This is a genomic window from Bacteroides sp. 90-K9/2 (assembly GCF_047310725.1).
GTDB lineage: Bacteria > Bacteroidota > Bacteroidia > Bacteroidales > Bacteroidaceae > Bacteroides > Bacteroides vicugnae.
This window is the reverse complement of record NZ_JBCGVL010000010.1, coordinates 109,390-134,693: the sequence shown is the minus strand read 5'-3', so window position 1 is coordinate 134,693 and position 25,304 is coordinate 109,390. Positions and strand designations below refer to the sequence as shown.

Sequence of the window (25,304 nt, the reverse complement as noted above, 5' to 3'; positions counted from 1 at the left end):
ATTTGAAAAAGAAAAAGGTCATTTTCATATATGCCAATAAAAGATTACAAACGATTTACTGGAAATCATCTAATACCTCTTTCAACTCTCCTACCGTAAGCTCTCCTACCTGTCTCCATAATTCATGTCCCTTATGCAATAAAAGAAAGGCGGGCACTGTTTCTACATTATGCGCATCGGCTATTGTTCTATTTTCTTCAGCATTCACTCTTATCAATTCTACAGTTCTCTTTTCGTAAGTCCGAAGCACAGGACCTATCCACTCATAATGAGGTGACCAGTCGGCATAAAATACTACCAACACCAAATGGTTGGTCTTAGCTGCTGTTTCTAATTGTTTCTCTATATTCATATCTCTACGTTTTTATATTAATGATAGTGCTAAAACAATGAATACAGGAAAAGGTTCTTCAGCATATCCGGCGAGCAATATGATAGATAAATAGGGGTTTTCACTTTCATATCGTCAAAAGGAAAAGGATATATTTCTTGTTTTTATAGCGGATTTCACCGATTATCAAGGCTAAATATTCTTCATATATTATGGAAGAATATGCAAAACAATTCACCCAAATAACAGTTTATTAATATATAAATAGGTATAATTTCAAATTATAACTAAACACAGCCGTATATAAAGCGATTATAAGTTTGAGGAAAATAAATAGATATTAGATATACTTTTTAGTAAAATATAAAGCAAAAAGTCATACCTTTGCATCGTAATAAAACAAAAGGATACAACAACCAATAAATAACAATCAAAATGATATCAAAAATTAAGTTCACAAAAATGCATGGAGCGGGAAATGACTACATATATGTAGACACAACCCAATATCCGATAACCGACCCTGCAAAGAAGGCAATCGAATGGAGCAAGTTTCATACAGGAATCGGAAGTGATGGACTTATATTGATTGGCATCTCTGATAAAGCGGATTTCAGCATGCGTATTTTCAATGCGGACGGTTCGGAAGCTATGATGTGTGGCAACGGAAGCCGTTGTGTAGGCAAATATGTATATGAATACGGCTTGACTGACAAAACAGAAATTACGCTGGATACACGATCTGGAATAAAAATTCTGAAACTGCATATAGAGGAAAAAACAGTCAGTACAGTCACCGTAGATATGGGTAGTCCGTTGGAAACAGACGGGATTCAGTGGGAAGGGAAGTATCCTTTCCGGTCAACCAAAGTATCAATGGGTAATCCGCATCTCGTCACATTTGTTGAGGACATCACCCGGATTGATTTACCGGAAATCGGTCCTGCACTGGAGAATCATCCTCTTTTTCCCAATAGAACTAATGTGGAGTTTGCACAGATTGTCGGCAAAGACACCATACGGATGAGGGTATGGGAAAGAGGATCGGGAATCACTCAAGCTTGCGGGACAGGTGCTTGTGCCACAGCAGTAGCCGCCTTCATCAACGGACTTACAGGAAGAAAAAGCGATGTAATCATGGATGGAGGGACAGTTACCATTGAATGGGATGAAATCTCCGGGCATATATTAATGACCGGACCGGCAACCAAAGTTTTCGATGGGGAGATTGAGGATAAGTAATAAATAAGTATTAGTAAGTATCAGATATTAAGTATTAAGTATTAGGTATCAGGTATTAGATTTTGCAGAACTTAAAACAATAACAAGATGGCATTAGTAAACGAACATTTTTTGAAGTTACCGGGAAGCTATTTATTCTCGGACATAGCGAAAAAGGTAAATACCTTCAAGATAACACATCCTAAACAGGATATTATCCGGTTGGGTATCGGTGATGTCACCCAACCGCTTCCGAAAGCGTGTATCGAAGCCATGCACAAAGCGGTAGAAGAGCTGGCCAGCAAAGATACATTCCGCGGATATGGTCCTGAACAGGGATATGATTTTCTGATTGAAGCAATTATAAAAAATGACTTTATTCCACGTGGGATTCACTTCTCGGCATCCGAGATATTTGTCAGTGACGGTGCCAAAAGCGATACCGGAAATATAGGAGATATTCTTCGCCATGACAATAGCGTAGGTGTTACAGACCCCATCTATCCGGTATATATAGACAGCAATGTCATGTGCGGACGTGCCGGAGTGCTGGAAGAAGAGACGGGCAAATGGAGTAATGTTACTTATATGCCTTGCACAAGTGAGAACAACTTTATTCCGGAAATTCCGGACAAACGGATAGACATTGTTTATCTCTGCTATCCGAACAACCCGACAGGAACGACCTTAACCAAACCGGAACTGAAGAAATGGGTGGACTATGCATTGGCAAACGATACATTGATTCTGTTCGATGCCGCTTATGAAGCATATATCCAGGATGAGAATGTCCCCCACTCTATCTATGAGATTAAGGGAGCTAAAAAGTGTGCGATCGAATTCCGTAGTTTCTCAAAAACGGCAGGATTTACCGGAGTACGCTGCGGATATACCGTAGTTCCGAAAGAACTTACTGCCGCCACATTGGAAGGAGACCGCATCCCACTCAACAGATTGTGGAACCGCCGCCAGTGCACCAAGTTCAACGGTACTTCTTACATTACCCAACGGGCAGCAGAAGCCGTTTACAGTGCAGAAGGCAAAGCACAGATTAAAGAAACAATCGGCTATTATATGACCAACGCCCAAATTATGAAAGAGGGATTGGAAGCCACAGGACTGAAAGTGTATGGAGGAGTCAACGCTCCCTACTTATGGGTGAAAACTCCGAACGGGCTTTCATCATGGCGATTCTTCGAACAGATGTTGTATGAAGCCAATGTGGTCGGTACTCCCGGTGTAGGCTTCGGACCAAGCGGTGAAGGATATATCCGCCTGACTGCCTTTGGCGAACGTAACGATTGTATCGAAGCAATGAGAAGAATAAAAAACTGGCTATAAGATAGTATTTCGCGCGCTACTATATACATGGACCGTACATCCACATTTTTCTAACTTAAAGGTAAAAAGACGATGAAAACGACGATTAACAAAAAATGGGGAGTAATAATAGTAGCATTATTACTGACAGGGTTTGCTCCATCCGCAATGTTGGCGCAAGATAAAGTGGAAGCTTCCGTTGGAGCCGATCTGGTAAGTGGTTACATCTGGCGTGGCCAGGATTTAGGCGGAGTTAGTATTCAGCCTTCATTGGGAATCACTTACAAGGGCTTCTCACTCGGAGCATGGGGATCGGTAGGGTTCGAATCGACAGATACGAAAGAGTTCGATTTAACTCTCGGTTATTCGACGGGTGGTTTTAGCGTTTCAGTGACGGATTATTGGTTTAATACCCAAACAGCAACTAACAAGTATTTTCAATACGGAGCTCATTCAACAGCTCATGTATTTGAAGCACAAGTCGGATATGACTTCGGACCACTGACAGTCAACTGGTATACAAACTTTGCAGGTGCCGACGGTGTGAAAGAAAATGGCAAAAGAGCTTATTCTTCTTACCTCGCACTTAGCGCACCATTCAAATTGGGAGGTCTCGACTGGACAGTAGATTTAGGGATGGTTCCTTGGGAAACAACTTTCTACAATGGCTATACAAGTGGATTCTGCGTATCAGACGTAAGTATCGGAGCTTCCAAAGAAATCAAAATAACAGATTCTTTCTCACTCCCGGCATTTGCGAAAGTTACAGCGAATCCACGAACAGAAGGAGCTTACTTCACATTCGGATTAAATTTTTAGGAGAGAGAATTTAGAATATCAAAGAGCGTATAGGGATCAGGTAGTTAGAGTTTAGATTTTATCGGTTTGTTGTATGGTAACCTGCTATGGCTGCCCCCTGTACCTCTTTCTTTTACAGGTCAACACTAATATTTAAGGTATATGAAAAAGATTGAAGCTATTATCCGTAAAACCAAATTCGAGGACGTGAAAGAAGCTCTTCTCGAAGCGGACATCGAATGGTTTTCTTACTATGACGTAAGAGGTATTGGGAAAGCACGGCAAGGACGTATCTACCGCGGTGTAGTATATGACACCAGCACTATCGAAAGAATCTTAATCTCTATTGTCGTGCGCGACAAGAATGCCGAGAAAACTGTACAAGCCATTATTAAAGCGGCACAAACCGGAGAAATCGGAGACGGACGTATTTTCGTCATCCCTATTGAAGACGCTATCCGTATCCGTACCGCCGAACGTGGCGATATAGCCCTATACAATGCTGAACAAGAACGTTAATCCGGCAACCAGCAATATGCCGGGGCCAGATTCCCATGCGGATTAAACGTTGATGGCATATATGAAAAAGAAATTATAATATTACTAATAACAGGCATTTAATAAGATAATTCATTATGGATACAAAATATAAAAGCCATAGCTTCGTAAAGCTGTGGATAGCCACTACTATGTTTATGTTATGCTGTTTTGCCACCGGCACGCTAGCACAAGACGCAGTTGCTGCAGATACTGTTACGACGGTGGTAGAGACGACAACTGAAATTACAGCAGCTCCTGCCGAGACTGACGCAGAAACCCCTGATACAATTGGTGAACTGGCCTTAGGACTGAATACGGTCTGGATGTTGCTTGCAGCAATGCTGGTATTTTTTATGCAACCGGGATTTGCACTTGTTGAAGCTGGGTTCACAAGAGTAAAGAATACCGCCAATATTCTGATGAAGAACTTTGTTGATTTCATGTTCGGTTCTTTATTATATTGGTTCATCGGTTTCGGGCTTATGTTTGGCGCAGGAGAATTCATCGGAATGCCCCACTTCTTCGACCTTTCTTTCATGGACAACGGTCTTCCCAGAGAAGGTTTTCTGGTTTTCCAGACCGTATTCTGTGCAACGGCAGCCACAATCGTATCAGGAGCAATGGCAGAACGTACCAAATTCTCCATGTATTTGGTTTACACGATTTTCATCAGTGTACTGATATATCCGATATCCGGCCACTGGACTTGGGGTGGCGGTTGGCTGATGAACGGTGAAGAGGGGTCTTTCATGATGAATCTTTTTGGAACAACCTTCCATGACTTCGCCGGTTCTACCGTTGTTCACTCTGTAGGTGGATGGATTGCTCTGGTAGGTGCTGCCATTCTTGGCCCGCGTATCGGTAAATATGGAAAAGACGGCAAATCAAGAGCTATTCCGGGACATAACCTGACAATTGCCGCACTAGGTGTATTTATTCTCTGGTTCGGATGGTTTGGGTTCAACCCCGGTTCTCAATTGGCAGCAAGTACCGAAACTGATGCAAATGCAATCTCCCACGTATTCCTGACTACAAATCTTGCGGCCTGTGCCGGTGGTTTCTTCGCATTGGCGATCAGCTGGATGAAATACGGAAAGCCTTCTTTGTCACTGACATTGAATGGTATTCTGGCAGGTTTGGTCGGTATTACAGCCGGATGTGACGCAGTATCTCCCGCAGGAGCCGCTCTGATCGGCGCAATCTGTGGTGTTGTAATGATTTTCTCTGTCGATTTTATAGACAAGATTTTAAAGATAGACGATCCGGTGGGCGCATCTTCCGTACATGGTGTTTGCGGATTTCTCGGAACAGTTCTCACGGGTTTGTTCTCTACCAGCGAAGGTTTATTCTACGGACACGGTTTCGGATTCCTCTGTGCACAACTATTCGGAGCACTGGTTGTCGGTGTCTGGGCAGCAGGTATGGGATTCATAATCTTTAAAGCACTTGACAAGATTCACGGACTTCGTGTTCCGGCACGTATCGAAGAAGAAGGTCTTGATATCTACGAACACGGAGAGTCCGCTTACAACTAAATGAAACAGATTATCAACTCTAACATATTTAACAACAAATCAAATCAGGTATTATGTCAAAACTTAGATTCAGAGTAGTAGAGACAGCTTTCAAGAAGAAAGCGGTTGAGGTAGCAACACCTGCTGAACGTCCTTCGGAATACTTCGGCAAATATGTGTTCAACAAGGAAAAGATGTTCAAATATCTTCCCAGCAAGGTATACAATGCGCTGATTGACGCAATTGATAATGGTGCTCCGCTAGATCGCAGTATTGCTGACGAAGTAGCTGCCGGCATGAAGAAATGGGCCATCGAAATGGGGGCCACTCACTACACACACTGGTTTGCACCGCTCACCGAAGGTACGGCAGAAAAGCACGATGCTTTCGTCGAACATGACGGCAAAGGTGGCATGATGGAAGAATTTACAGGCAAACTGCTTGTGCAGCAAGAACCGGATGCTTCTTCTTTCCCGAATGGCGGAATCCGCAATACATTCGAAGCGCGTGGTTACAGTGCCTGGGATCCTTCATCACCTGCTTTTATTGTAGATGATACGCTTTGCATCCCGACTGTCTTTATCGCATATACCGGTGAGGCTCTCGACTATAAAGCTCCCTTATTGAAAGCACTGCGTGCCGTAGATAAAGCTGCCGTAGACGTATGCCATTACTTCAATCCGGAAGTTAAGAAAGTGGTTGCTTATCTAGGCTGGGAACAGGAATATTTTCTGGTGGACGAAGGTTTATATGCCGCACGTCCGGATTTATTGCTGACCGGACGTACTTTGATGGGACATGACAGTGCCAAGAACCAACAGTTGGAAGACCACTACTTCGGTGCTATTCCCACCCGTGTGGCTGCCTTCATGAAAGACCTTGAAATTGAAGCTCTGAAACTGGGTATTCCTGTCAAGACTCGTCACAATGAGGTTGCTCCAAACCAGTTTGAGCTGGCTCCTATCTTTGAAGAATGTAACTTGGCCAACGACCATAACTTGCTGATTATGTCACTGATGCGTAAGGTGAGCCGTCGCCACGGTTTCCGCGTACTGCTTCATGAAAAGCCCTTCAAAGGTGTCAATGGTTCGGGTAAACACAACAACTGGTCTTTGGGTACTGATACAGGTATCTTATTGATGGGACCAGGTAAGACTCCGGAAGACAATCTGCGTTTTGTTACATTTGTTGTCAATACATTGATGGCTGTTTACCATCATAACGGATTGCTGAAAGCTTCTATCTCCAGTGCTACCAACGCCCACCGTCTGGGAGCGAATGAAGCGCCTCCTGCAATTATCTCCTCTTTCCTCGGAAAACAGTTGTCGCAGGTATTGGATCATATCGAGAACAGTACGAAAGATGATTTGATCAGCCTTAGCGGTAAACAGGGAATGAAGTTGGATATTCCGCAGATTCCCGAATTGCTGATCGATAATACAGACCGTAACCGTACTTCTCCATTTGCTTTCACAGGCAACCGCTTTGAGTTCCGTGCTGTAGGTTCCGAAGCAAACTGTGCTTCTGCCATGATTGCATTGAACTCGGCCGTAGCAAATCAATTGGTGAAGTTTAAGAAGGACGTGGATGCGTTGATTGAAAAGGGAGAACCCAAAATTTCCGCCATTCTTGAAATCATTCGCGGATATATCAAAGAATGTAAAGCCATTCATTTCGACGGTAACGGTTACAGCGACGAATGGAAAAAAGAAGCTGCCCGTCGTGGACTGGATTGCGAAACCAGTGTTCCTGTTATCTTCGACAATTACCTGAAACCGGAAACAATTGCCATGTTCGAAGCTACCGGTGTAATGACAAAGAAAGAACTGGAAGCCCGTAACGAGGTGAAATGGGAAACTTATACGAAGAAGATTCAGATTGAGGCACGTGTATTGGGTGACTTGGCAATGAATCATATCATTCCGGTTGCCACTCAATACCAGACGGACTTAATTAATAATGTCTATAAGATGCAATCTCTTTTCCCGGCAGAAAAGGCAGCGAAATTGTCTGCTAAAAACCTGGAACTTATTGAAGAGATTGCCGACCGCACAGCTTTCATCAAGGAGCATGTAGATGCAATGATTGAGGCTCGTAAGGTTGCAAACAAGATAGAAAGCGAACGGGAAAAAGCCATTGCCTACCACGACACAATCGTCCCGGCACTGGAAGAAATCCGTTATCACATCGACAAGTTGGAACTGATTGTCGACAATCAGATGTGGACGCTTCCAAAATACAGGGAACTGTTATTTGTGAGATAGAAAAAAATACGGTGAACGATAAACTGTAAACGGTGAACAAACTGCATTATCATTGCAGAATATTCACCGTTAGCCGTTCACTGTTATTGAAATTATCTATTTCTTTTGTTGGTTGTTTTAAGTTTGCGGGGAGGGGTGCTGTGAAGCAGTCCTCTTCTTTTTTTTATTCGATAATCTTTGCGTCTTCAATATCATCATCGTCATGCATAACCGGAGCCTTCGGGCGGCGACGGGCAAACTTGAACCAGTTTATCAATTCGGAAAGAGAATAAACCAAACTGCTGATACCAATAATTATAAATGCAGTATTACGCGCTCCTGTCGGATTGAACAAAGCGATGATACCCGCAATAAGAATCAGCGAAGGAATCAGATAAAAAGCTCCCGAAACGGGCATCCACCGACGAGCCATCGACAAAGAAGCAATCTGTTGCACTCCTCCCATAATCAGGATAAATCCCAATAAAAACATCAGGACGTCTGCAAAGAATTCAGGCATCACAATCAACCAAAGTCCGAATAATAAGCTACCGATTCCTTCTATCGGAAAACGGGGAGCAGCTTCACCTTCCGGTCTTTTCCGGCCGAAATAGCCAAAAAGGCTGATAACACCGGGAATCAAGAAGGCAACACCTACCGTAATGACAATATAGCTGGCAGCCGCATTAGGCCAAATCACGAGTACCAATCCAATCACAAGTGCGAAGAGAATACGAATAAGGGAATAATTCATTGTTTTCATAAATTCTATTTTTTTAACCGAGTCTGTTCCAATACTTTTGCGAATATAAGTGTTTCTACTGACATATAAAAATAACAAATAAACATTGTAATAAGTTCGTAATATGTTACGATATGAAAAAAAGGTGATCAATATTTGGAAAAGTCCTCGTATTAATCACCTTTTTATATTTTAGTAAATATAATATTATGATACCTTGTTTTTTATAAAATCAATAGCTTAATACTTCATTACCTTATTACTGCTTACAGTATTATACCAGTCAGTATTCATGACCTGATCATGCGCCCAGTCGACGAACTTAGCATATGCATCCGTTATCACTGTTGTCTCTGTAGGATAAGCAAATTTTTCAGGAACGCAAAGAGCCCATGTATTATTAACCGCCTTGATTACATCCAGCACTTCCTTATCAGCCAATTGGCCGTTCGCTGTAGGCGAATTAAATTGATTCAGATGAATTTCCGTTCTCTTCTGAGCTCCCCCCTGATATGCAATAAAGAAATCTAAGCCGTCTGTCACACTAGGGATGGATATTGCATTCTTGAGTTTTATGTTCACTTCAAGAGTATATATGTTTGTAAGAGGAGTACTAGCATTCCCCGTATTCAACATAGGACGTTGTGATCCAGTATATCCATACACATAATGTGCATCGCCAAATAAAGGAATCACAAGCTCATTACCGTTCGTTTCATAAGATGCATTTTCAAATATTCCAGAATTTAATGAGTTGGTACGTTGGGTAGCACCTGCACCAAAACTGACCTCTTCCACATTACTTTTATCGAATTCTCGTATTCTTAAACCAGCACCTAATTGCTTCACGGCACCAACCGCACGCAGGTCGACTATATATTTCAATTCTTTCACATCATTACCAGCAGCAGGCAAATTGACATTCAACACAATATCATTGAAATCATAGTCTCCCGCTTGCGGATAATTGTCTTCAAAGGCATAAGAATAAACTGCATTTCGAATCTCTACATCATCCGGATTTTCATCAGAATTGTATCCTTCTTTGATACATTCACCGTCAGCAGGAAGTATAAAATCAGCCTTACCCGGATTGCAATAGGTAGCGCCTTGCTGCAATCCTTTATTTACTAGCCATGCAAAAGGAGACCAGTCATAGTGCGCTTCACCTTTATATGTCTGATCTGTTATTTCACAAATGATATTATTGGTTACTTTAGAATTAGATTGGGCCAAACCACTAAGATTAGCAATCTCATTAATTCTCAATAAAGCAGTACCCACAGTTGGACCGGTAACAGTTCTATATAAGCTGGCCTTACCTGTACAAGTCAACATGGATTGCGCCTCCATTACAATGTCATTGTCATTACCATTATAACCAAGCTCCTCGCAAATGGCTTCGGAAGTATTCCCCATAACAAGTGTGCCAAATTGAAATTTACCGGTTTTCAAATAACAACCATTTTTAATATTGGTATTATTGTTACCATTGATACTTTCAGCCTCCATAGTACCATGATTCACCAGTTCCATTCCATTTGTTGAAGCTTCATAGCGTTCCAACTGAAGTAATCCATAATTATAAAAGACTCCTACACCACCGTTGAAATCTAATACAGAGCAATTAATAGTGCCTGCATTATAGTTTCTTAATCCACTAGAACCATTTGTAATTTGAATAGTTCCCTCACCTATGATACTTCCACCCGGCATTACTGTTAAATAAGACTTATTTGTCAACGCCAAGCTCGCATTTTTGGCTATCTCTACTTTCCCACCATTTTCAACTACAATTTCTGTAATATCGCTAAATTGATAACTACTTTCAATAATCCATGTACTTCCTTGAGGAACGATTACTTTCACAGCCTGGGCTCCACCACTGGTTCCAGTAGTAGTAAATCCTTTATTAAAAGTACCACTCTGAATTTTAAACCAACGTTCTTTTTCTTTGAATACAGGTAATTTAGCATATTCAAACCATCCGGAACCTGCACCCAAATCCCAACCAGCTTGAACATCAGTAGCTATCGCTTTTTTACTACTAATATCATCAGCTGTATAAGGCGCTCCCATAGCCGGTATACCTGTTTTCGGCACAGTTCGTGACATAGAGCGTGTAGGCACATCCTTTTCATGTCCAAGTTGTGCAGTTACTTCTCCATTTTCAATCGCCACGGGCTGCACCATATAATGTCCGTGATTGTCTATACGTGCAACAAACACTTTATTGAGAGCTGTTGCACAGTCCATCACTACATTCAAAGTTGTACTTTGATTGGCAGTTCCTTCCGCTAAGATTTTTGCTGTACTTTCCGAGCTTAATGGGTCAGCATCGAATATCTGTATCTTATAATCTGTGCCCAAATCTCCATTAACCGACACATGTGCCGTCACTTTATGCGACATGGTCCAATCCCCATTAGGATCGATGTTCTTTACAGGAAAGGTTTCTTCGTAAGTTTGTCTCAGTTGATCTGCATTGAACAGAGTTTTCTCATTATCAACACAACTAGTAAAACTGATGGAGGACGCCAACAACGAAAAAGTGAAGACTTTTGCAATGTTCTGTTTCATAATCTTTGAATGCTTAAGTTTGCTTTATTTGCACAAAATACAAATCACCACTAATCAACAATCAGTAATGAACGCACAAAGATAATTGTATTTATAGATAAAAGACAGTTAAAGTTGTATTTTCAGCTCACCGTTAACATCTTTTATTAATATAATTTTAATTATTCTCATTAAAAGATAATCGGCTACATCATTGAAAATAAAAAACTTATAAGTATAAGCTTTGTAGTATGAAGCAAAAACAAAGAGTTGCATATTCTATGCAACTCTCAATTAAACGACAAAGATTCAGTACTACAGAGCACTACAAAATCCCGAGTTCCTTCATTTCCCTATCGAAAGAATAAAAGTTAATAATTAGAAGGGGAAAATCAAAGGTAAAACAAAAATCATCACAATCCCCATAATAATCTGCAATGGCAATCCTACTTTTACATAATCCATAAAAGTATATTGACCGGCAGGCATCACCAGGGCGTTAGGCGGTGTAGAGAATGGAGAAGCAAAACACATACTTGCACCTACCGTCACAGCAAACAAGAAGGGAACCGGACTCACCCCAATCTGTATGGCACTTTGCAAAGCAATCGGCGCAAGTAAGACAGCAGTAGCAGTATTGCTAATAAACATCGTCATCAGCGAAGTCGTAAAGTAAATACCTGCCATCAATGCAACAGGTCCGTATGCTCCCAAGCCGCTAACCAACGTATTGGAAATATATTCCGAAGCTCCTGTTTTCTCCAATGCCAAGGACATAGGAAGCATAGCTGCAATCAATACAATACTCTCCCAGTTTATCGTTTTATAAGCCGCTTCTACATTACGGTAACATCCGGTCAATACCATCAATATACCTGCTATCATAACAGCTGTAACCGGAGCTATCGGAATGAAGTCGAAAACCATCATTGCCACCATTAATAACATAATAGCAGCCGCCACGGGAGCTTTATAGTCTAACGTTACTTTAGCCGCTTCCGCCAAAGGCTGTCCCAAGACAACCCAATCAGCCTCTTCTTTACTAAGACGGGCTATATTATTCCATGTTCCCTGCACCAGAAGTACATCACCACTGTGAATGCGCTCATTTCCCAACTCTTGCAATAGGTATTCCTTTTTACGACGGATTCCTAATACGTTCACATTAAACTTATCACGAAAACCGGCCTCTTTAATAGTTTGGTTTATCAAATTAGAAGCTGGCATCAACACTATTTCAGCAATACCGATGTCATAAAAATCCAGCGAATTAACTGTACTTTTTGTTTCTTCTGTTGCATGGTCGTCTAAAATCTCTAACAGATAATCTTCCGCAAAGAGTTGTACCTTATCAAATTCTCCCGTCACATACAAAATATCCTCGGCTTGCAACATCGTGTCCGGTGTGGCAAACTTCTGTGTAATCGTTTTCAAAAAACGATGTTGCGATGCATCACCACGACGAACTTCCATGATATTCAAACCATATTTATGACGAATATCCAAGTCAATAATTGTTTTACCTAAAAGCCGGGAATCTTTTATTACCTGCAAACGGAACAGATTGCTGGAAAGTCCATATTCATTCACCAACTGCTTCAATGACTTACCCGAACGTTTATTATCATCTTTCTGACCCTTTTTAGAAAGAAACCATTTACTAAGTGGCATTAATACAAGTGTACCGACAATTACACAGACAACACCGACAGGCAGGAAAGAGAAGAAGGAAAGCGGTTCAAGTCCGGCGGAAGTCAACGTATTCTGTATCACAAGGTTCGGCGGAGTACCGATTAAAGTCATCATACCTCCCATACTACTCGCAAAAGCCAATGGCATCAATAGCCTGCTCGGATTCATACCGGCACTCATCGCCAGACTGACAACAATAGGAAGCATCAGCGCCACCGTACCTGTATTACTGACAAACGCACCAATGACCGAAGTCACTAACATCACTAACAGAAATAATCGAATCTCACTAGTTCCTGCAAGTTTAAGAATACGGGAACTTATCATTTTTGCCAACCCAGTCTGAAAAATAGCCCCTCCCACTACAAACAATCCGATCATCATAATGACTACCGAATTGGAGAAACCGGAGAGTGCTTCGTCAGGAGTTAATATCTGAAAAATAAGTAAAGCTATCAGCGCACATAGTGCCACAATATCCGAACGAACCTTGCCGTTCACAAAAAAGACAGCCGAAAGAACGAGAATGATAATGGTTATTAGCATACGTAATTTAATGATTGTTTTATTTTGACTCTATCAAAACTAATTCAGGTGAACAAAAATAGAAAATACTCCAGCGTTATTAAAACAAATTAGAAATGATTTTAGTTCATGAGACATCATTTAATATTTTAATACATTTTCTCTCCGAAAAAAGATTCTAAATCAAACTAAATATGATACTATACAAGAACTATAAAATACCACACTTCTACTATCTCTTCATCACATATAATTACAGCCTCACAATATAATGTTGAAAGACAATATATTTATGTATTATTTTTTTGAAAATTAAAGAACAATTCATATCTTTACACCTCATTTATATCAAACATTTTATGGCAAACAATATTTTGTTAAATTATTGGATCAACGAAGCTCATTGGGGTTATAATTATTTACTGGTAATTATTTTGCTCCTTGTCATCAGCATCTTACTATATAGAATCCGTAAATTACAAAAAACGATTAAAAAGACCAATCATTCCTACCGTTTCTCCTTTGATATTCTCGATAACCTTCCTTTTCCTATCTTTGTAAAAGATATTACAAACGATTTCCGATACTATTACTGGAATAAAGAATCAGCCGCTCAATCCGGCATTAGCAGTGAAGAAGCCATCGGACATACTGATTATGAAATTTACGGAGAAGAAAGAGGTGAAAAATACCGGCATATCGACAAAGAACTCATACAAGCAGGCAAAGTATATCGCAAAGAAGAGAAATACACCACTCCCGATGGAATCACCCATGATACTATTGCCGTTAAATCTATTATTTCATGGGAAGGAGAAAAGAAATGGCTGTTGGCAACCCGGTGGGATATCACACAACTCAAGAATTATGAAAGAGAATTAGTTGCCGCCAAGGAAGAACTGGAAAAAGCATTGAAGAAGCAAAAACTAGCTCTAAAAAGTATCGACTTCGGCCTTATCTATATTGATAAAAATTACCGCGTACAATGGGAGGAAACAAGACAAATAGCCAGCCTGGTAAAAGGCAGACGATACATACCGGGAAAAATTTGCTATCAGACCAGTGCACTTCGTAATGAACCGTGTGGACAATGTGCTTTCAAGAAAGCTATCGAACAGGGCAAAATTATCCGGCATACCATCAGAGTAGACGATGTAGATTTTGAAGTGACCGCAACTCCTGTATTCGGCGACGAAAAGGAAACTGAAATTATTGGAGGATTACTTCGTTTTGAAAACATCACTGAAAAACTAAAGATGGACAAAATGCTGCAGGAAGCAAAAGAAAAAGCCGAAGAATCCAACCGGCTCAAATCTGCCTTTCTCGCTAATATGAGCCATGAAATACGAACCCCGCTAAATGCGATTGTAGGATTCTCCGAAATGGTTTGCCAGACGGAGGAGGAGGAAGAGAGAAAAGAATTTGTAAAAATCATCTCCAGCAATAATATCTTATTATTGCAACTGATAGACGACATCCTCGATCTTTCTAAAATTGAAGCCGGCACTATGGATTTCACATTTGCACAGACTGATATCAATGAATTGATGGAAGGTATTTGCAGGCAAATGCAAGAAAAGAATTCTTCCCCGGACGTTCAAATCTTATTCACAGAAAAAGCAGATCAATGCGTGATGTATACCGACCGCATACGTCTATCACAGGTTATCATCAACTTTACAAATAATGCTTTGAAATTCACCCCTAAAGGTTCTATCGAAATGGGATACCGGATTGAAGAAGCCAAAGATGAAATATACTTTTATGTAAAAGATACAGGTATCGGAATTCCTGCTGACAAGATAGATAAAGTGTTTGAACGCTTCGTCAAACTGAACTCCTTTATTAAAGGAACAGGACTCGGACTAGCCATCTGCCGTGTCATAGTAGAAAGACTGGGCGGGGTTATCGGAGTGGAATCTAAAGAAGGAGAAGGCTCTCGCTTCTGGTTCAGAATTCCAAGGTCAGAGAAAATTGAGAAATAATAAAAGAGGATATCGTGAAAAGTCTGTTCCAATATCCTCTTTATCCTATATTTTTAATGTAAGAGTATGCTTAAAGTGCAGTCTCTAATATCCTGCGGGCAACAGCACCCGTTACATTTCCATTCTCTCCATATTTAGCACCACGTTCATTGAATCGACGTTCGACTTCCAAGATAGTATCCTGTCCGATGTTCTCTTCATGCAAACGTGTAGTCAGCCCAAGTGAACGGAAGAACTCTTCGGTATGACAAATCGCTTCATCAATCCGTTCTTCTCGCGTACCGGAAGTAATTCCCCAGACTCTTTCACCATACTGCAAAAGCTTGTCTCCTTTTTCTTCATGAAGCACCTGTAAAGTGGCAGGAAGAACAATGGCTAACGTATGACCATGTGTCAATCCGTGCAAAGCAGTAATTTCATGGCCAATCATGTGAGTTGCCCAGTCTTGCGACACTCCCATAGCAATAAATCCATTCAATGCCATTGTAGCCGAAAGCATAAAATCAGCCATCAGTTGATAATCATGCTGGTTTTCACGGATTTTCGGAGCTATTTCCACCAAAGTTTGTAAAATGCCTTCCGCCCAACGGTCCATAATGCGGCTCTGCCCGGGAGTAGTCATATATTGCTCCATCACATGAACAAAGGTATCAGCCAAACCACAGGCCACCTGATGAGGAGGCAAGGTAAAGGTTACTTCCGGGTCAAGAATAGAGAAGATTGGATAGTTGGCATAAAAAGGATATTTCTCTTTTGTTTCACGACGGGAAATAACTGCCCCGTTATTCATCTCCGAACCGGTAGCGGGCAAAGTCAATACAGTGGCAAGAGGCACAGTATGAGTGACTGGTCGTCCGGCAAGTACTAAATCCCAGGCATCACCATCATACAGGATTCCTGCAGAAATCAATTTCGTACCGTCAATAACGGAACCACCACCAACAGCCAGCAGATAATCTACTTTCTCTTCTTTTCCCAAAGCAATAGCTTTACGAAGAGTTTCAATGGCAGGATTGGGTTCGATTCCCCAGAATTCTACTGTAAAATGATTCTTCAATGCTTCTTTTACCTGATCGTATACTCCGTTTTTCTTCACGCTTCCGCCGCCAAAAGTAATCATAATACGCTTGTCGGATGGTATTTCTTTAGCCAGCCGGGCAATCATCCCTTTTCCCATTATCAGTTTCACGAGATTTTGAAAAATAAAATTTTCCATATCGTTAGTCTATTGTTATTATTTTGGTTATCAGTCACTCTCCTTGCAAAGATACATGATTTATCCGAACCCTGTCAGAATCAAGCGAAGAATTGTTGTACCACGGAAGGAACCATAGCCGACAACCAAGGTTTCATATCCTCTGCTACCAATAACCAATACAATAATAATATAATGAAAATGGCAATAGCAATACCTACTAAAACTTTTCTCTGTTTCATAATTGTTTTTGTTTAAATATTCAATATTTATAAGAACAGTTCAGGTTGAAAATTGTTCTATATCAGAAAAATGAAGGCAAAAGAGAAAAAAAGTCATTTTTTGTTTGCTGTTTCAAACAAAGTGTCTATATTTGCCCTCATAAAATTACAAAAGACAATGAGAACAATGTTAGTAAATACATATTGGTGGTGGCACCCGTTACAACTCCGACAGTCGTAAGGGAGCAGTGCTCGTATGTATATACCTCATTAAAGATATAACAGATTTGAAAGAGCCCTGTCGCAACTTGCGGCAGGGCTCTTTTTATTTGCCCATTTTCGAACAGATTAGATAATAACATAAAAAATAGATAGGATTATGAAAAGTTTTTTAGTTGACCAGGATGGCTATTACGGAGAATTCGGTGGTGCTTACGTACCGGAAATCCTCCACAAATGTGTTGAGGAACTGACAAACAAGTACCTCGAAGTGATTGAAAACGAAGAATTTAAAAAGGAATTTGAGCAATTATTACGCGACTACGTAGGACGCCCTTCCCCACTCTATCTGGCAAAACGCCTTTCCGAAAAGTATGGTTGCAAGTTGTATCTGAAACGGGAAGACCTGAATCATACCGGTGCACACAAAATCAACAACACCATCGGACAAATCTTGCTGGCACGCCGCATGGGAAAGAAGCGCATCATCGCCGAAACCGGAGCCGGACAACATGGAGTAGCAACAGCTACCGTGTGTGCATTGATGGATATGGAATGTATCGTTTATATGGGAAAGACGGATGTAGAACGCCAGCACATCAATGTGGAGAAAATGAAAATGCTGGGAGCTACCGTTATTCCCGTTACTTCCGGAAATATGACCTTGAAAGACGCCACCAACGAAGCGATCCGCGACTGGTGCTGTCATCCTGCCGACACTTATTATATCATCGGCTCTACCGTAGGCCCTCATCCTTATCCTGATATGGTGGCACGCCTGCAATCTGTTATCAGCGAAGAAATAAAAAAACAACTGCAAGAAAAAGAAGGACGTGACTATCCGGATTATCTGATAGCCTGCGTCGGAGGAGGAAGTAATGCTGCCGGAACGATTTATCATTATATCAATGATGAACGGGTAGGCATCATTCTGGCAGAAGCCGGAGGCAAAGGAATAGAAACCGGAATGACCGCCGCTACCATCCAACTCGGTAAAATGGGAATTATCCACGGAGCGCGTACTTACGTCATCCAAAACGAAGACGGACAGATTGAAGAGCCTTACTCGATTTCCGCCGGACTGGATTATCCGGGCATTGGCCCGATACACGCCAATCTTGCCGCACAAAGACGTGCCAACGTTTTGGCAATCAATGACGACGAAGCAATAGAAGCCGCTTACGAACTAACTAAACTCGAAGGTATTATCCCTGCACTGGAATCTGCCCATGCATTAGGAGCTTTGAAAAAATTGAAGTTCAAACCGGAAGATATCGTTGTATTGACTGTTTCAGGACGAGGAGACAAAGATATTGAAACCTATTTATCGTTTAATGAACAGCAATAAGTAATTAGTAAACCATTATTCGTAATCAATAATCAAGCAATTATAGAAATGAAAACATTTAATTATACAACTCATAGCAAACAAGTGCTCGGAGATATGCATACTCCCGTCAGCATTTACCTGAAAGTCCGCGACATGTATCCGCAATCTGCATTAATGGAAAGTTCCGATTATCATGCCGGAGAAAATTCCTTGTCATTTATAGCCCTCTGTCCCCTGGCAAGCATCGGTATAAACAGTGGAATTGTCACTGCCAAATATCCCGATAACAGCCGCACGGAAGAACCCTTGACAAAAACCTTCCATGTAGAAAAGGCCATGAACCGGTTTATCAATCAATTCCAAGTGACCGGAGATAATAAGAATGTATGTGGACTTTACGGATACACGACGTTTAACGCTGTGAAATACTTCGAGCACATCCCGGTGAAAGAAAGTCACGATGAGCAAAATGATGCTCCGGATTTGCTATACATATTATATAAGTATGTCATTGTTTTCAATCATTTCAAAAATGAATTGACACTCGTTGAAATGTTGTCCGAAGGAGAAGAAAGCGGCTTGCCGGAACTGGAAGCAGCCATCGAAAACCGGAATTATGCTTCTTACAACTTCTCTGTAACAGGTCCCGTTACCAGCCCTATCACCGACGAAGAACATAAAGCCAATGTCCGCAAAGGAATCGCACACTGTATGCGTGGAGATGTTTTCCAAATCGTACTTTCCAGAAGATTTATCCAACCTTATGCCGGAGATGATTTCAAAGTTTACCGCGCACTCCGCAGCATCAATCCTTCTCCTTATCTTTTCTACTTCGATTTCGGAGGATACCGCATCTTCGGTTCTTCACCGGAAACACATTGCAAAATCGAAGATGGTCGTGCTTACATCGATCCGATTGCCGGAACTACCCGCCGTACCGGAGATATAGTAAAAGACCGGGAACTGACAGAAGCTTTACTAGCCGATCCTAAAGAAAATGCAGAGCATGTCATGCTGGTTGATCTTGCCAGAAACGACCTTTCCCGTAATTGTCATGATGTACGCGTTCTATTCTATAAGGAACCACAATATTATAGCCATGTCATTCACTTGGTAAGCCGCGTCAGCGGTATGTTGAATGAGGGCGCAGACAAAATAAAAACGTTTATTGACACGTTTCCTGCCGGCACATTAAGCGGTGCTCCCAAAGTACGCGCTATGCAGTTAATCAGCGAAATCGAACCACATAATCGTGGAGCCTATGGTGGCTGTATCGGTTTTATCGGATTGAACGGCGAATTAAACCAGGCTATCACCATCCGTACTTTTGTAAGCCGCAACAATGAACTCTGGTTCCAAGCCGGAGGAGGTATTGTAGCCCGCAGTCAGGATGAATACGAACTGCAAGAGGTGAACAATAAACTGGGAGCACTGAAAAAGGCGATTGATTTAGCTGTCAAACTAAAAAATTGAAAGCAGAGATAGTATTTGAACAACCATTTTACAATGACAATAAAAATGAAAATATTACTTTTAGATAACTACGACTCTTTCACTTATAACCTACTGCACGCAGTGAAAGAATTAGGGGCTACAGATGTAGAAGTAGTCCGCAACGACCAGATAGAGCTTGATGAAGTAGACCGATTTGATAAAATCATCCTGTCTCCCGGACCGGGCATACCCGAAGAAGCCGGACTGCTATTACCTATTATTAAAAGATATGCTCCGACCAAAAGTATTCTGGGTGTCTGCCTCGGTCATCAAGCCATCGGCGAAGCTTTCGGAGCACGTCTGGAAAATCTCAAAGAAGTATATCATGGAGTACAGACTCCGATTACCATCCTTCACCAGGATTTGCTTTTTGAAGGATTGGGAAAAGAAATCCCTGTCGGAAGATACCATTCCTGGGTAGTCAGCCGGGAAGGTTTTCCCGATTGCCTGGAAATAACGGCAGAAAGTCAGGAAGGACAAATCATGGCAATCCGCCATAAGACCTACCATGTACATGGTATTCAGTTCCATCCCGAATCAGTATTAACTCCGCAAGGAAAAGAAATTATTAAAAACTTCTTAAACGATTAAACTTATGAAACAGATTCTATACAAACTTTTCGAACATCAATATCTAGGACGCGATGAGGCTCGCACCATTTTACAGAACATCGCACAAGGAAAATATAATGATGTACAGGTAGCCTCTTTAATTACCGTCTTTCTGATGCGTAATATCTCTGTAGAAGAATTATGCGGTTTCCGCGATGCATTGCTTGAAATGCGTATTCCGGTTGATTTAAGTGAATTTGCTCCGATAGATATCGTAGGAACCGGAGGTGATGGAAAAAATACATTTAATATTTCCACAGCTTCTTGTTTCACTGTTGCCGGAGCCGGTTTCCCGGTTGTGAAACATGGTAATTACGGAGCAACATCAGTCAGCGGTGCCAGTAATGTGATGGAGCAACACGGTGTAAAGTTCACCAGTGACATCGATCAACTGCGTCGTAGCATGGAAAAATGTAATCTTGCCTATCTGCATGCTCCTTTATTCAATCCGGCATTAAAGGCTGTAGCTCCGGTTCGTAAAGGATTGGCAGTGCGCACTTTCTTTAATATGCTCGGTCCGTTGGTTAATCCGGTATTACCGGCCTATCAGCTTTTAGGAGTTTACAACCTCCCGTTGCTTCGTCTCTATACCTATACTTATCAGGAAAGCAAGACGAAATTTGCCGTTGTTCATAGTCTCGACGGATATGACGAAATCTCTCTGACAAATGAGTTTAAAGTGGCGACCAGCGATCATGAAAAGATTTACGCTCCCGAGAGTCTCGGATTCTCCCGCTATAAGGAAACTGACCTGGATGGTGGACAAACACCGGAAGATGCAGCTAAGATTTTCGACCAGATCCTAAATAACAAAGCTACGGAAGCTCAAAAGAATGTAGTGGTAGTCAATTCAGCTTTCGCCATCCATGTGATTTGTCCGGAGAAGACTATTGAAGAATGTATTGCTCTCGCCAAAGAGTCATTGGAAAGTGGACGCGCATTAGCAACTTTGAAGAAATTCATTGAGTTAAATAGTTAAATGTAAAATTAGGCACGGATTACGCGGATTACACAGTTCTTGTTAATCCGAAGCCGTAAAATCCGTGTACCCCGTGCCTAAATCATCATAAATATAAAAACCTACGAACTGATGAAAGATATATTATCAGAGATTATAGCAAACAAACGATTTGAAGTTGACCTGCAAAAGCAGGCTATCTCCATCGAGCAATTACAGGAAGGTATCAGCGAAGCTCCGACCTCTCGTTCTATGAAGCAGGCATTATCCTCTTCTGCATCGGGTATTATCGCTGAATTCAAGCGCCGGTCTCCGTCCAAAGGATGGATAAAGAAAGAAGCATGCCCGGAAGAGATTGTCCCCTCCTATGCAGCAGCAGGAGCCTCCGCCCTTTCCATCCTTACCGACGAGAAGTTTTTCGGAGGAAGCCTGAAGGATATCCGCACTGCACGCCCTTTGGTAGAGATCCCCATTCTTAGGAAGGACTTCATCATTGACGAATACCAGCTTTATCAAGCCAAAATTGTCGGTGCCGATGCCGTACTTCTTATCGCAGCCGCATTAGAACCGGAGAAATGTAATGAACTTGCAGAAAAAGCTCATGAACTAGGTCTGGAAGTTCTCCTGGAGATTCACAGCTCCGAGGAATTAATATACATCAACAAGAAAATAGATATGGTAGGAATCAACAACCGTAATCTAGGTACTTTCTTCACTGATGTAGAAAACTCTTTCCGCTTGGCCGGACAACTCCCCCAAGATGCTGTATTGGTATCCGAGAGCGGCATCTCCGATCCGGAAATAGTAAAACGACTTCGGGCAGCCGGATTCCGAGGATTCCTGATCGGTGAAACATTTATGAAAACACAGCAACCGGGAGAAACTTTACAGAATTTCCTGCAAGCAATCCAATAAACTAATTATTCAAAACGGACAGCCCTATGATTAACGGAAAAATTATCAAAGTATGCGGTATGCGTGAAGCTGAAAACATACAGGACGTAGAGTCTATCGAAGGCATAGATATGCTGGGATTCATCTTCTATCCTAAATCTCCCCGATATGTCTACGAGCTTCCGGCTTACTTGCCCATTCACGCTCAGCGTGTCGGAGTTTTCGTCAACGAAGACAAGCAGACAATCAGCATGTATGCTGATCGTTTCGGACTGAATTATGTGCAGCTCCACGGAAATGAATCGCCGGAATACTGCCGGTCCTTACATTCCACTGGATTGAAAATCATCAAGACCTTTTCAGTAGACCGTCCCAAAGATTTGAGAAAGGTATATGACTATGAAAAAGTCTGTGATCTTTTTCTGTTCGATACCAAATGCGAACAGTATGGTGGTTCGGGAAATCAATTCGACTGGAGCATTCTGGATATGTACAATGGACATGTACCCTTTCTATTGAGTGGAGGTATTAACTCGTACAGTGCCAATGCCCTGAAAGAGTTCAAGCATCCCCGGCTTGCCGGATACGATCTCAACAGCCGTTTTGAATTGAAACCGGGAGAAAAGGATCCGGAGCGTATCCGGACATTTTTAAATGAATTAAAATCATAATCTAAAAATTTCAACGTCATGAATAGAATTAATCAACTTTTCAATAGTAACAAGAAAGACATACTTTCTATTTATTTTTGTGCCGGTACTCCTACTTTAGATGGCACTGCCGATGTAATCCGCACGCTCGAAAAGCACGGAGTGAGCATGATTGAAGTCGGCATTCCTTTCAGTGACCCGATGGCAGATGGCATTGTTATTCAGAATGCCGCTACTCAGGCATTGCGCAACGGTATGTCTCTAAAACTTCTTTTTGAACAATTACGGGATATTCGCAAAGACGTAAAAATCCCACTTGTACTTATGGGATATTTAAATCCAATCATGCAATTCGGATTTGAGAATTTCTGCCGTAAATGTGTGGAATGTGGTATCGACGGCGTCATTATCCCTGACCTCCCTTTCCGTGATTATCAAGAACATTATCGTATCATTGCCGAACGCTATAACATCAGAGTGATTATGCTCATCACACCGGAAACCAGCGAAGAACGGGTACGCGAGATAGATACACATACCAGCGGATTTATTTATATGGTTTCATCAGCAGCAACCACCGGAGCGCAACAGGATTTCAACGAACAAAAACGGGCTTACTTCAAAAAGATAGAAGATATGCACCTGAACAATCCGTTGATGGTAGGGTTTGGCATCTCCAATAAAGCGACATTCCAAGCAGCTTGTGAACACGCTTCCGGAGCTATCATCGGAAGCAAGTTCGTCACTCTGCTTGAAGAAGAAAAAGACCCGGAAAAAGCTATTCTGAAATTAAAAGAAGCATTGAAGTAAGTACAACAGACGGCAATCCGGCAATCAGTAATTAAGTAGAATGATTTGGTACGGTTATTCTGCTTAATTACTTTGATTATTTACCTATAACGATATAGAAGCCATTTTCTTATAATTCATCTGATTATTCCGCATAATTATTCAGATTTATAACATTTCATCATAAACTACATACAAATTCATCATTTACTGCTCATAATTCGTAATTAATCTATATCTTTGTCAGTGTTTTAACAGTAATTCAACAATTATGAGAGCAGAAACCCCTTCCGTTTTGTTAATTTACACGGGTGGAACTATCGGAATGATAGAGAATCCGGAAACAGGCGCTTTAGAAAACTTCAACTTCGATCATTTGCTTAAACATGTGCCCGAGCTAAAAAGATTCAACTATCGCATCTCTTCCTACCAGTTCGATCCCCCTCTCGACTCTTCGGACATGGAACCTGCTTACTGGGCAAAACTGGTAAAGATCATCAATTACAATTATGATTATTTCGATGGTTTCGTCATCCTTCATGGAACAGACACAATGGCTTACACTGCCTCTGCACTAAGTTTCATGCTCGAAAATCTAAGTAAACCTGTCATCCTCACAGGTTCCCAGCTCCCGATCGGGACTTTGCGCACAGACGGAAAGGAAAACCTCATCACAGCCATCGAAATTGCTGCAGCTAAAAACCCGGATGGTACAGCCATCGTTCCTGAAGTTTGTATTTTCTTTGAAAATCATCTAATGCGCGGTAACCGTACCACCAAAATCAATGCGGAGAATTTCAACGCTTTCCGCTCTTTCAATTATCCGCCATTGGCACGGGTAGGTATCCACATTAAATATGAACCTAATCTCATTCGGAAACCAGACCCGACAAAACCGTTAAAGCCGCATTACCTGTTCGACACTAATGTGGTTATTCTAACACTTTTTCCAGGCATTCAAGAGAGTATCGTGACTTCTCTGCTTCATGTTCCGGGATTGAAAGCGGTTGTCATGAAAACCTTCGGTTCGGGAAATGCTCCGCAAAAAGAATGGTTCATCCGCCAACTAAAGGAAGCTACCGATCGTGGAATTATCATTGTCAACATTACACAATGTGCCTCCGGAGCAGTAGAAATGGGACGTTACGAAACAGGAATGCATCTTCTGGAAGCAGGTGTAATCAGTGGATATGACAGTACTCCCGAATGTGCCATAACAAAGCTCATGTTTTTATTGGGACATGGATTACCCAACAAGGATATCCGATATAAAATGAACTCCTGCTTAATAGGAGAGATCACCAAGTCTTAAGTTAAATCCATCTATTATAACCCCTTGATTTTCATTTTAAACAGTTGTATAAAAGTGAAAATCAAGGGCATTCTTTTCATCATCATCAAGGCCGAATCAAACCTAAAAGAGCCAAAGAAGAACCAAAACGGAAATATAGTTGTTTTCACTCTATAAAATA

The 25,304-nt window shown here is 41.5% G+C and carries 21 protein-coding genes; 15 read left to right on the top strand and 6 right to left on the bottom strand.

Annotated features, from left to right (window positions below):
• Positions 1–55: 55 nt before the first annotated feature.
• Positions 56–352, bottom strand: coding sequence for a thioredoxin family protein (locus AAHJ11_RS19145; protein WP_143866853.1), 297 nt, complete (start codon positions 350–352; stop codon positions 56–58).
• A gap of 414 nt (positions 353–766) precedes the next feature.
• On the opposite strand from AAHJ11_RS19145, the gene dapF reads away from it, so the two are divergent.
• The 6 genes from dapF (at position 767) to AAHJ11_RS19115 (ending at position 7,988) form a co-directional block, all read left to right on the top strand.
• A complete protein-coding gene (dapF, locus tag AAHJ11_RS19140) occupies positions 767–1,573 on the top strand; it encodes a diaminopimelate epimerase (protein ID WP_320974794.1) in 807 nt (268 codons plus the stop codon).
• A gap of 87 nt (positions 1,574–1,660) precedes the next feature.
• Positions 1,661–2,893, top strand: a complete 1,233-nt coding sequence (locus AAHJ11_RS19135; RefSeq protein ID WP_195649973.1) for an LL-diaminopimelate aminotransferase — start codon at positions 1,661–1,663, stop codon at positions 2,891–2,893.
• A 72-nt stretch (positions 2,894–2,965) separates the two neighbouring features.
• Entirely contained in the window at positions 2,966–3,691 is a 726-nt protein-coding gene (locus tag AAHJ11_RS19130; protein WP_217722536.1) for a hypothetical protein, read from the top strand.
• Between the two features lie 141 nt (positions 3,692–3,832).
• Complete coding sequence (locus tag AAHJ11_RS19125) at positions 3,833–4,189, top strand: P-II family nitrogen regulator (protein ID WP_143866860.1); 357 nt, start codon at positions 3,833–3,835, stop codon at positions 4,187–4,189.
• Between the two features lie 116 nt (positions 4,190–4,305).
• Positions 4,306–5,745, top strand: coding sequence for an ammonium transporter (locus AAHJ11_RS19120; RefSeq protein WP_148367540.1), 1,440 nt, complete (start codon positions 4,306–4,308; stop codon positions 5,743–5,745).
• A 53-nt stretch (positions 5,746–5,798) separates the two neighbouring features.
• Positions 5,799–7,988 carry a glutamine synthetase III gene (locus tag AAHJ11_RS19115; RefSeq protein ID WP_148367542.1) on the top strand — a complete coding sequence of 730 codons (2,190 nt, stop codon included), beginning with the start codon at positions 5,799–5,801 and terminating at the stop codon, positions 7,986–7,988.
• Between the two features lie 163 nt (positions 7,989–8,151).
• Here AAHJ11_RS19115 and AAHJ11_RS19110 read toward each other — a convergent pair whose 3' ends face one another.
• From AAHJ11_RS19110 to AAHJ11_RS19100, 3 genes are all read right to left on the bottom strand, one after another.
• Entirely contained in the window at positions 8,152–8,730 is a 579-nt protein-coding gene (locus tag AAHJ11_RS19110; RefSeq protein WP_148367544.1) for an HdeD family acid-resistance protein, read from the bottom strand.
• Positions 8,731–8,949: 219 nt separating this feature from the next.
• Positions 8,950–11,289: an LruC domain-containing protein gene (locus AAHJ11_RS19105; RefSeq protein WP_320978425.1), complete on the bottom strand. Its 2,340-nt coding sequence runs from the start codon at positions 11,287–11,289 to the stop codon at positions 8,950–8,952.
• Positions 11,290–11,646: 357 nt separating this feature from the next.
• On the bottom strand, positions 11,647–13,506 hold the full coding sequence (locus AAHJ11_RS19100; RefSeq protein WP_234133673.1) for an SLC13 family permease: 1,860 nt from the start codon (positions 13,504–13,506) through the stop codon (positions 11,647–11,649).
• Positions 13,507–13,844: 338 nt separating this feature from the next.
• On the opposite strand from AAHJ11_RS19100, the gene AAHJ11_RS19095 reads away from it, so the two are divergent.
• Positions 13,845–15,470, top strand: coding sequence for an ATP-binding protein (locus tag AAHJ11_RS19095; RefSeq protein WP_234133672.1), 1,626 nt, complete (start codon positions 13,845–13,847; stop codon positions 15,468–15,470).
• A gap of 70 nt (positions 15,471–15,540) precedes the next feature.
• Here the strand turns inward: AAHJ11_RS19095 and AAHJ11_RS19090 are convergent, their stop codons facing one another.
• Together AAHJ11_RS19090 and AAHJ11_RS19085 are read right to left on the bottom strand one after the other, a co-directional pair.
• Complete coding sequence (locus AAHJ11_RS19090; protein ID WP_320974792.1) at positions 15,541–16,686, bottom strand: iron-containing alcohol dehydrogenase; 1,146 nt, start codon at positions 16,684–16,686, stop codon at positions 15,541–15,543.
• Between the two features lie 80 nt (positions 16,687–16,766).
• Positions 16,767–16,907 (bottom strand): hypothetical protein, encoded by a 141-nt coding sequence (locus AAHJ11_RS19085; RefSeq protein ID WP_167511910.1) that lies wholly within the window; start codon positions 16,905–16,907, stop codon positions 16,767–16,769.
• 358 nt (positions 16,908–17,265) lie between these two features.
• Here AAHJ11_RS19085 and trpB point away from each other — a divergent pair, with 358 nt between their 5' ends.
• The 8 genes from trpB to AAHJ11_RS19045 all read left to right on the top strand — a co-directional run bounded on the left by trpB (position 17,266) and on the right by AAHJ11_RS19045 (position 25,144).
• A complete protein-coding gene (gene trpB, locus AAHJ11_RS19080) occupies positions 17,266–18,453 on the top strand; it encodes a tryptophan synthase subunit beta (protein ID WP_217722527.1) in 1,188 nt (395 codons plus the stop codon).
• A 48-nt stretch (positions 18,454–18,501) separates the two neighbouring features.
• Positions 18,502–19,908, top strand: a complete 1,407-nt coding sequence (locus AAHJ11_RS19075) for an anthranilate synthase component I family protein (protein ID WP_148367654.1) — start codon at positions 18,502–18,504, stop codon at positions 19,906–19,908.
• A gap of 45 nt (positions 19,909–19,953) precedes the next feature.
• The gene (locus tag AAHJ11_RS19070) at positions 19,954–20,520 is read left to right on the top strand and encodes an anthranilate synthase component II (RefSeq protein ID WP_217722523.1); all 567 of its coding nucleotides are present in this window, start codon (positions 19,954–19,956) and stop codon (positions 20,518–20,520) included.
• A gap of 4 nt (positions 20,521–20,524) precedes the next feature.
• Positions 20,525–21,520 carry an anthranilate phosphoribosyltransferase gene (trpD, locus tag AAHJ11_RS19065; RefSeq protein WP_217722521.1) on the top strand — a complete coding sequence of 332 codons (996 nt, stop codon included), beginning with the start codon at positions 20,525–20,527 and terminating at the stop codon, positions 21,518–21,520.
• Between the two features lie 111 nt (positions 21,521–21,631).
• Entirely contained in the window at positions 21,632–22,414 is a 783-nt protein-coding gene (gene trpC, locus AAHJ11_RS19060; protein WP_148367651.1) for an indole-3-glycerol phosphate synthase TrpC, read from the top strand.
• Positions 22,415–22,440: 26 nt separating this feature from the next.
• On the top strand, positions 22,441–23,064 hold the full coding sequence (locus tag AAHJ11_RS19055) for a phosphoribosylanthranilate isomerase (protein ID WP_195649967.1): 624 nt from the start codon (positions 22,441–22,443) through the stop codon (positions 23,062–23,064).
• Positions 23,065–23,082: 18 nt separating this feature from the next.
• Positions 23,083–23,853 (top strand): tryptophan synthase subunit alpha, encoded by a 771-nt coding sequence (gene trpA / locus AAHJ11_RS19050; protein WP_195649966.1) that lies wholly within the window; start codon positions 23,083–23,085, stop codon positions 23,851–23,853.
• 250 nt (positions 23,854–24,103) lie between these two features.
• Positions 24,104–25,144, top strand: coding sequence for an asparaginase (locus AAHJ11_RS19045; RefSeq protein WP_004300111.1), 1,041 nt, complete (start codon positions 24,104–24,106; stop codon positions 25,142–25,144).
• Positions 25,145–25,304: the final 160 nt, after the last annotated feature.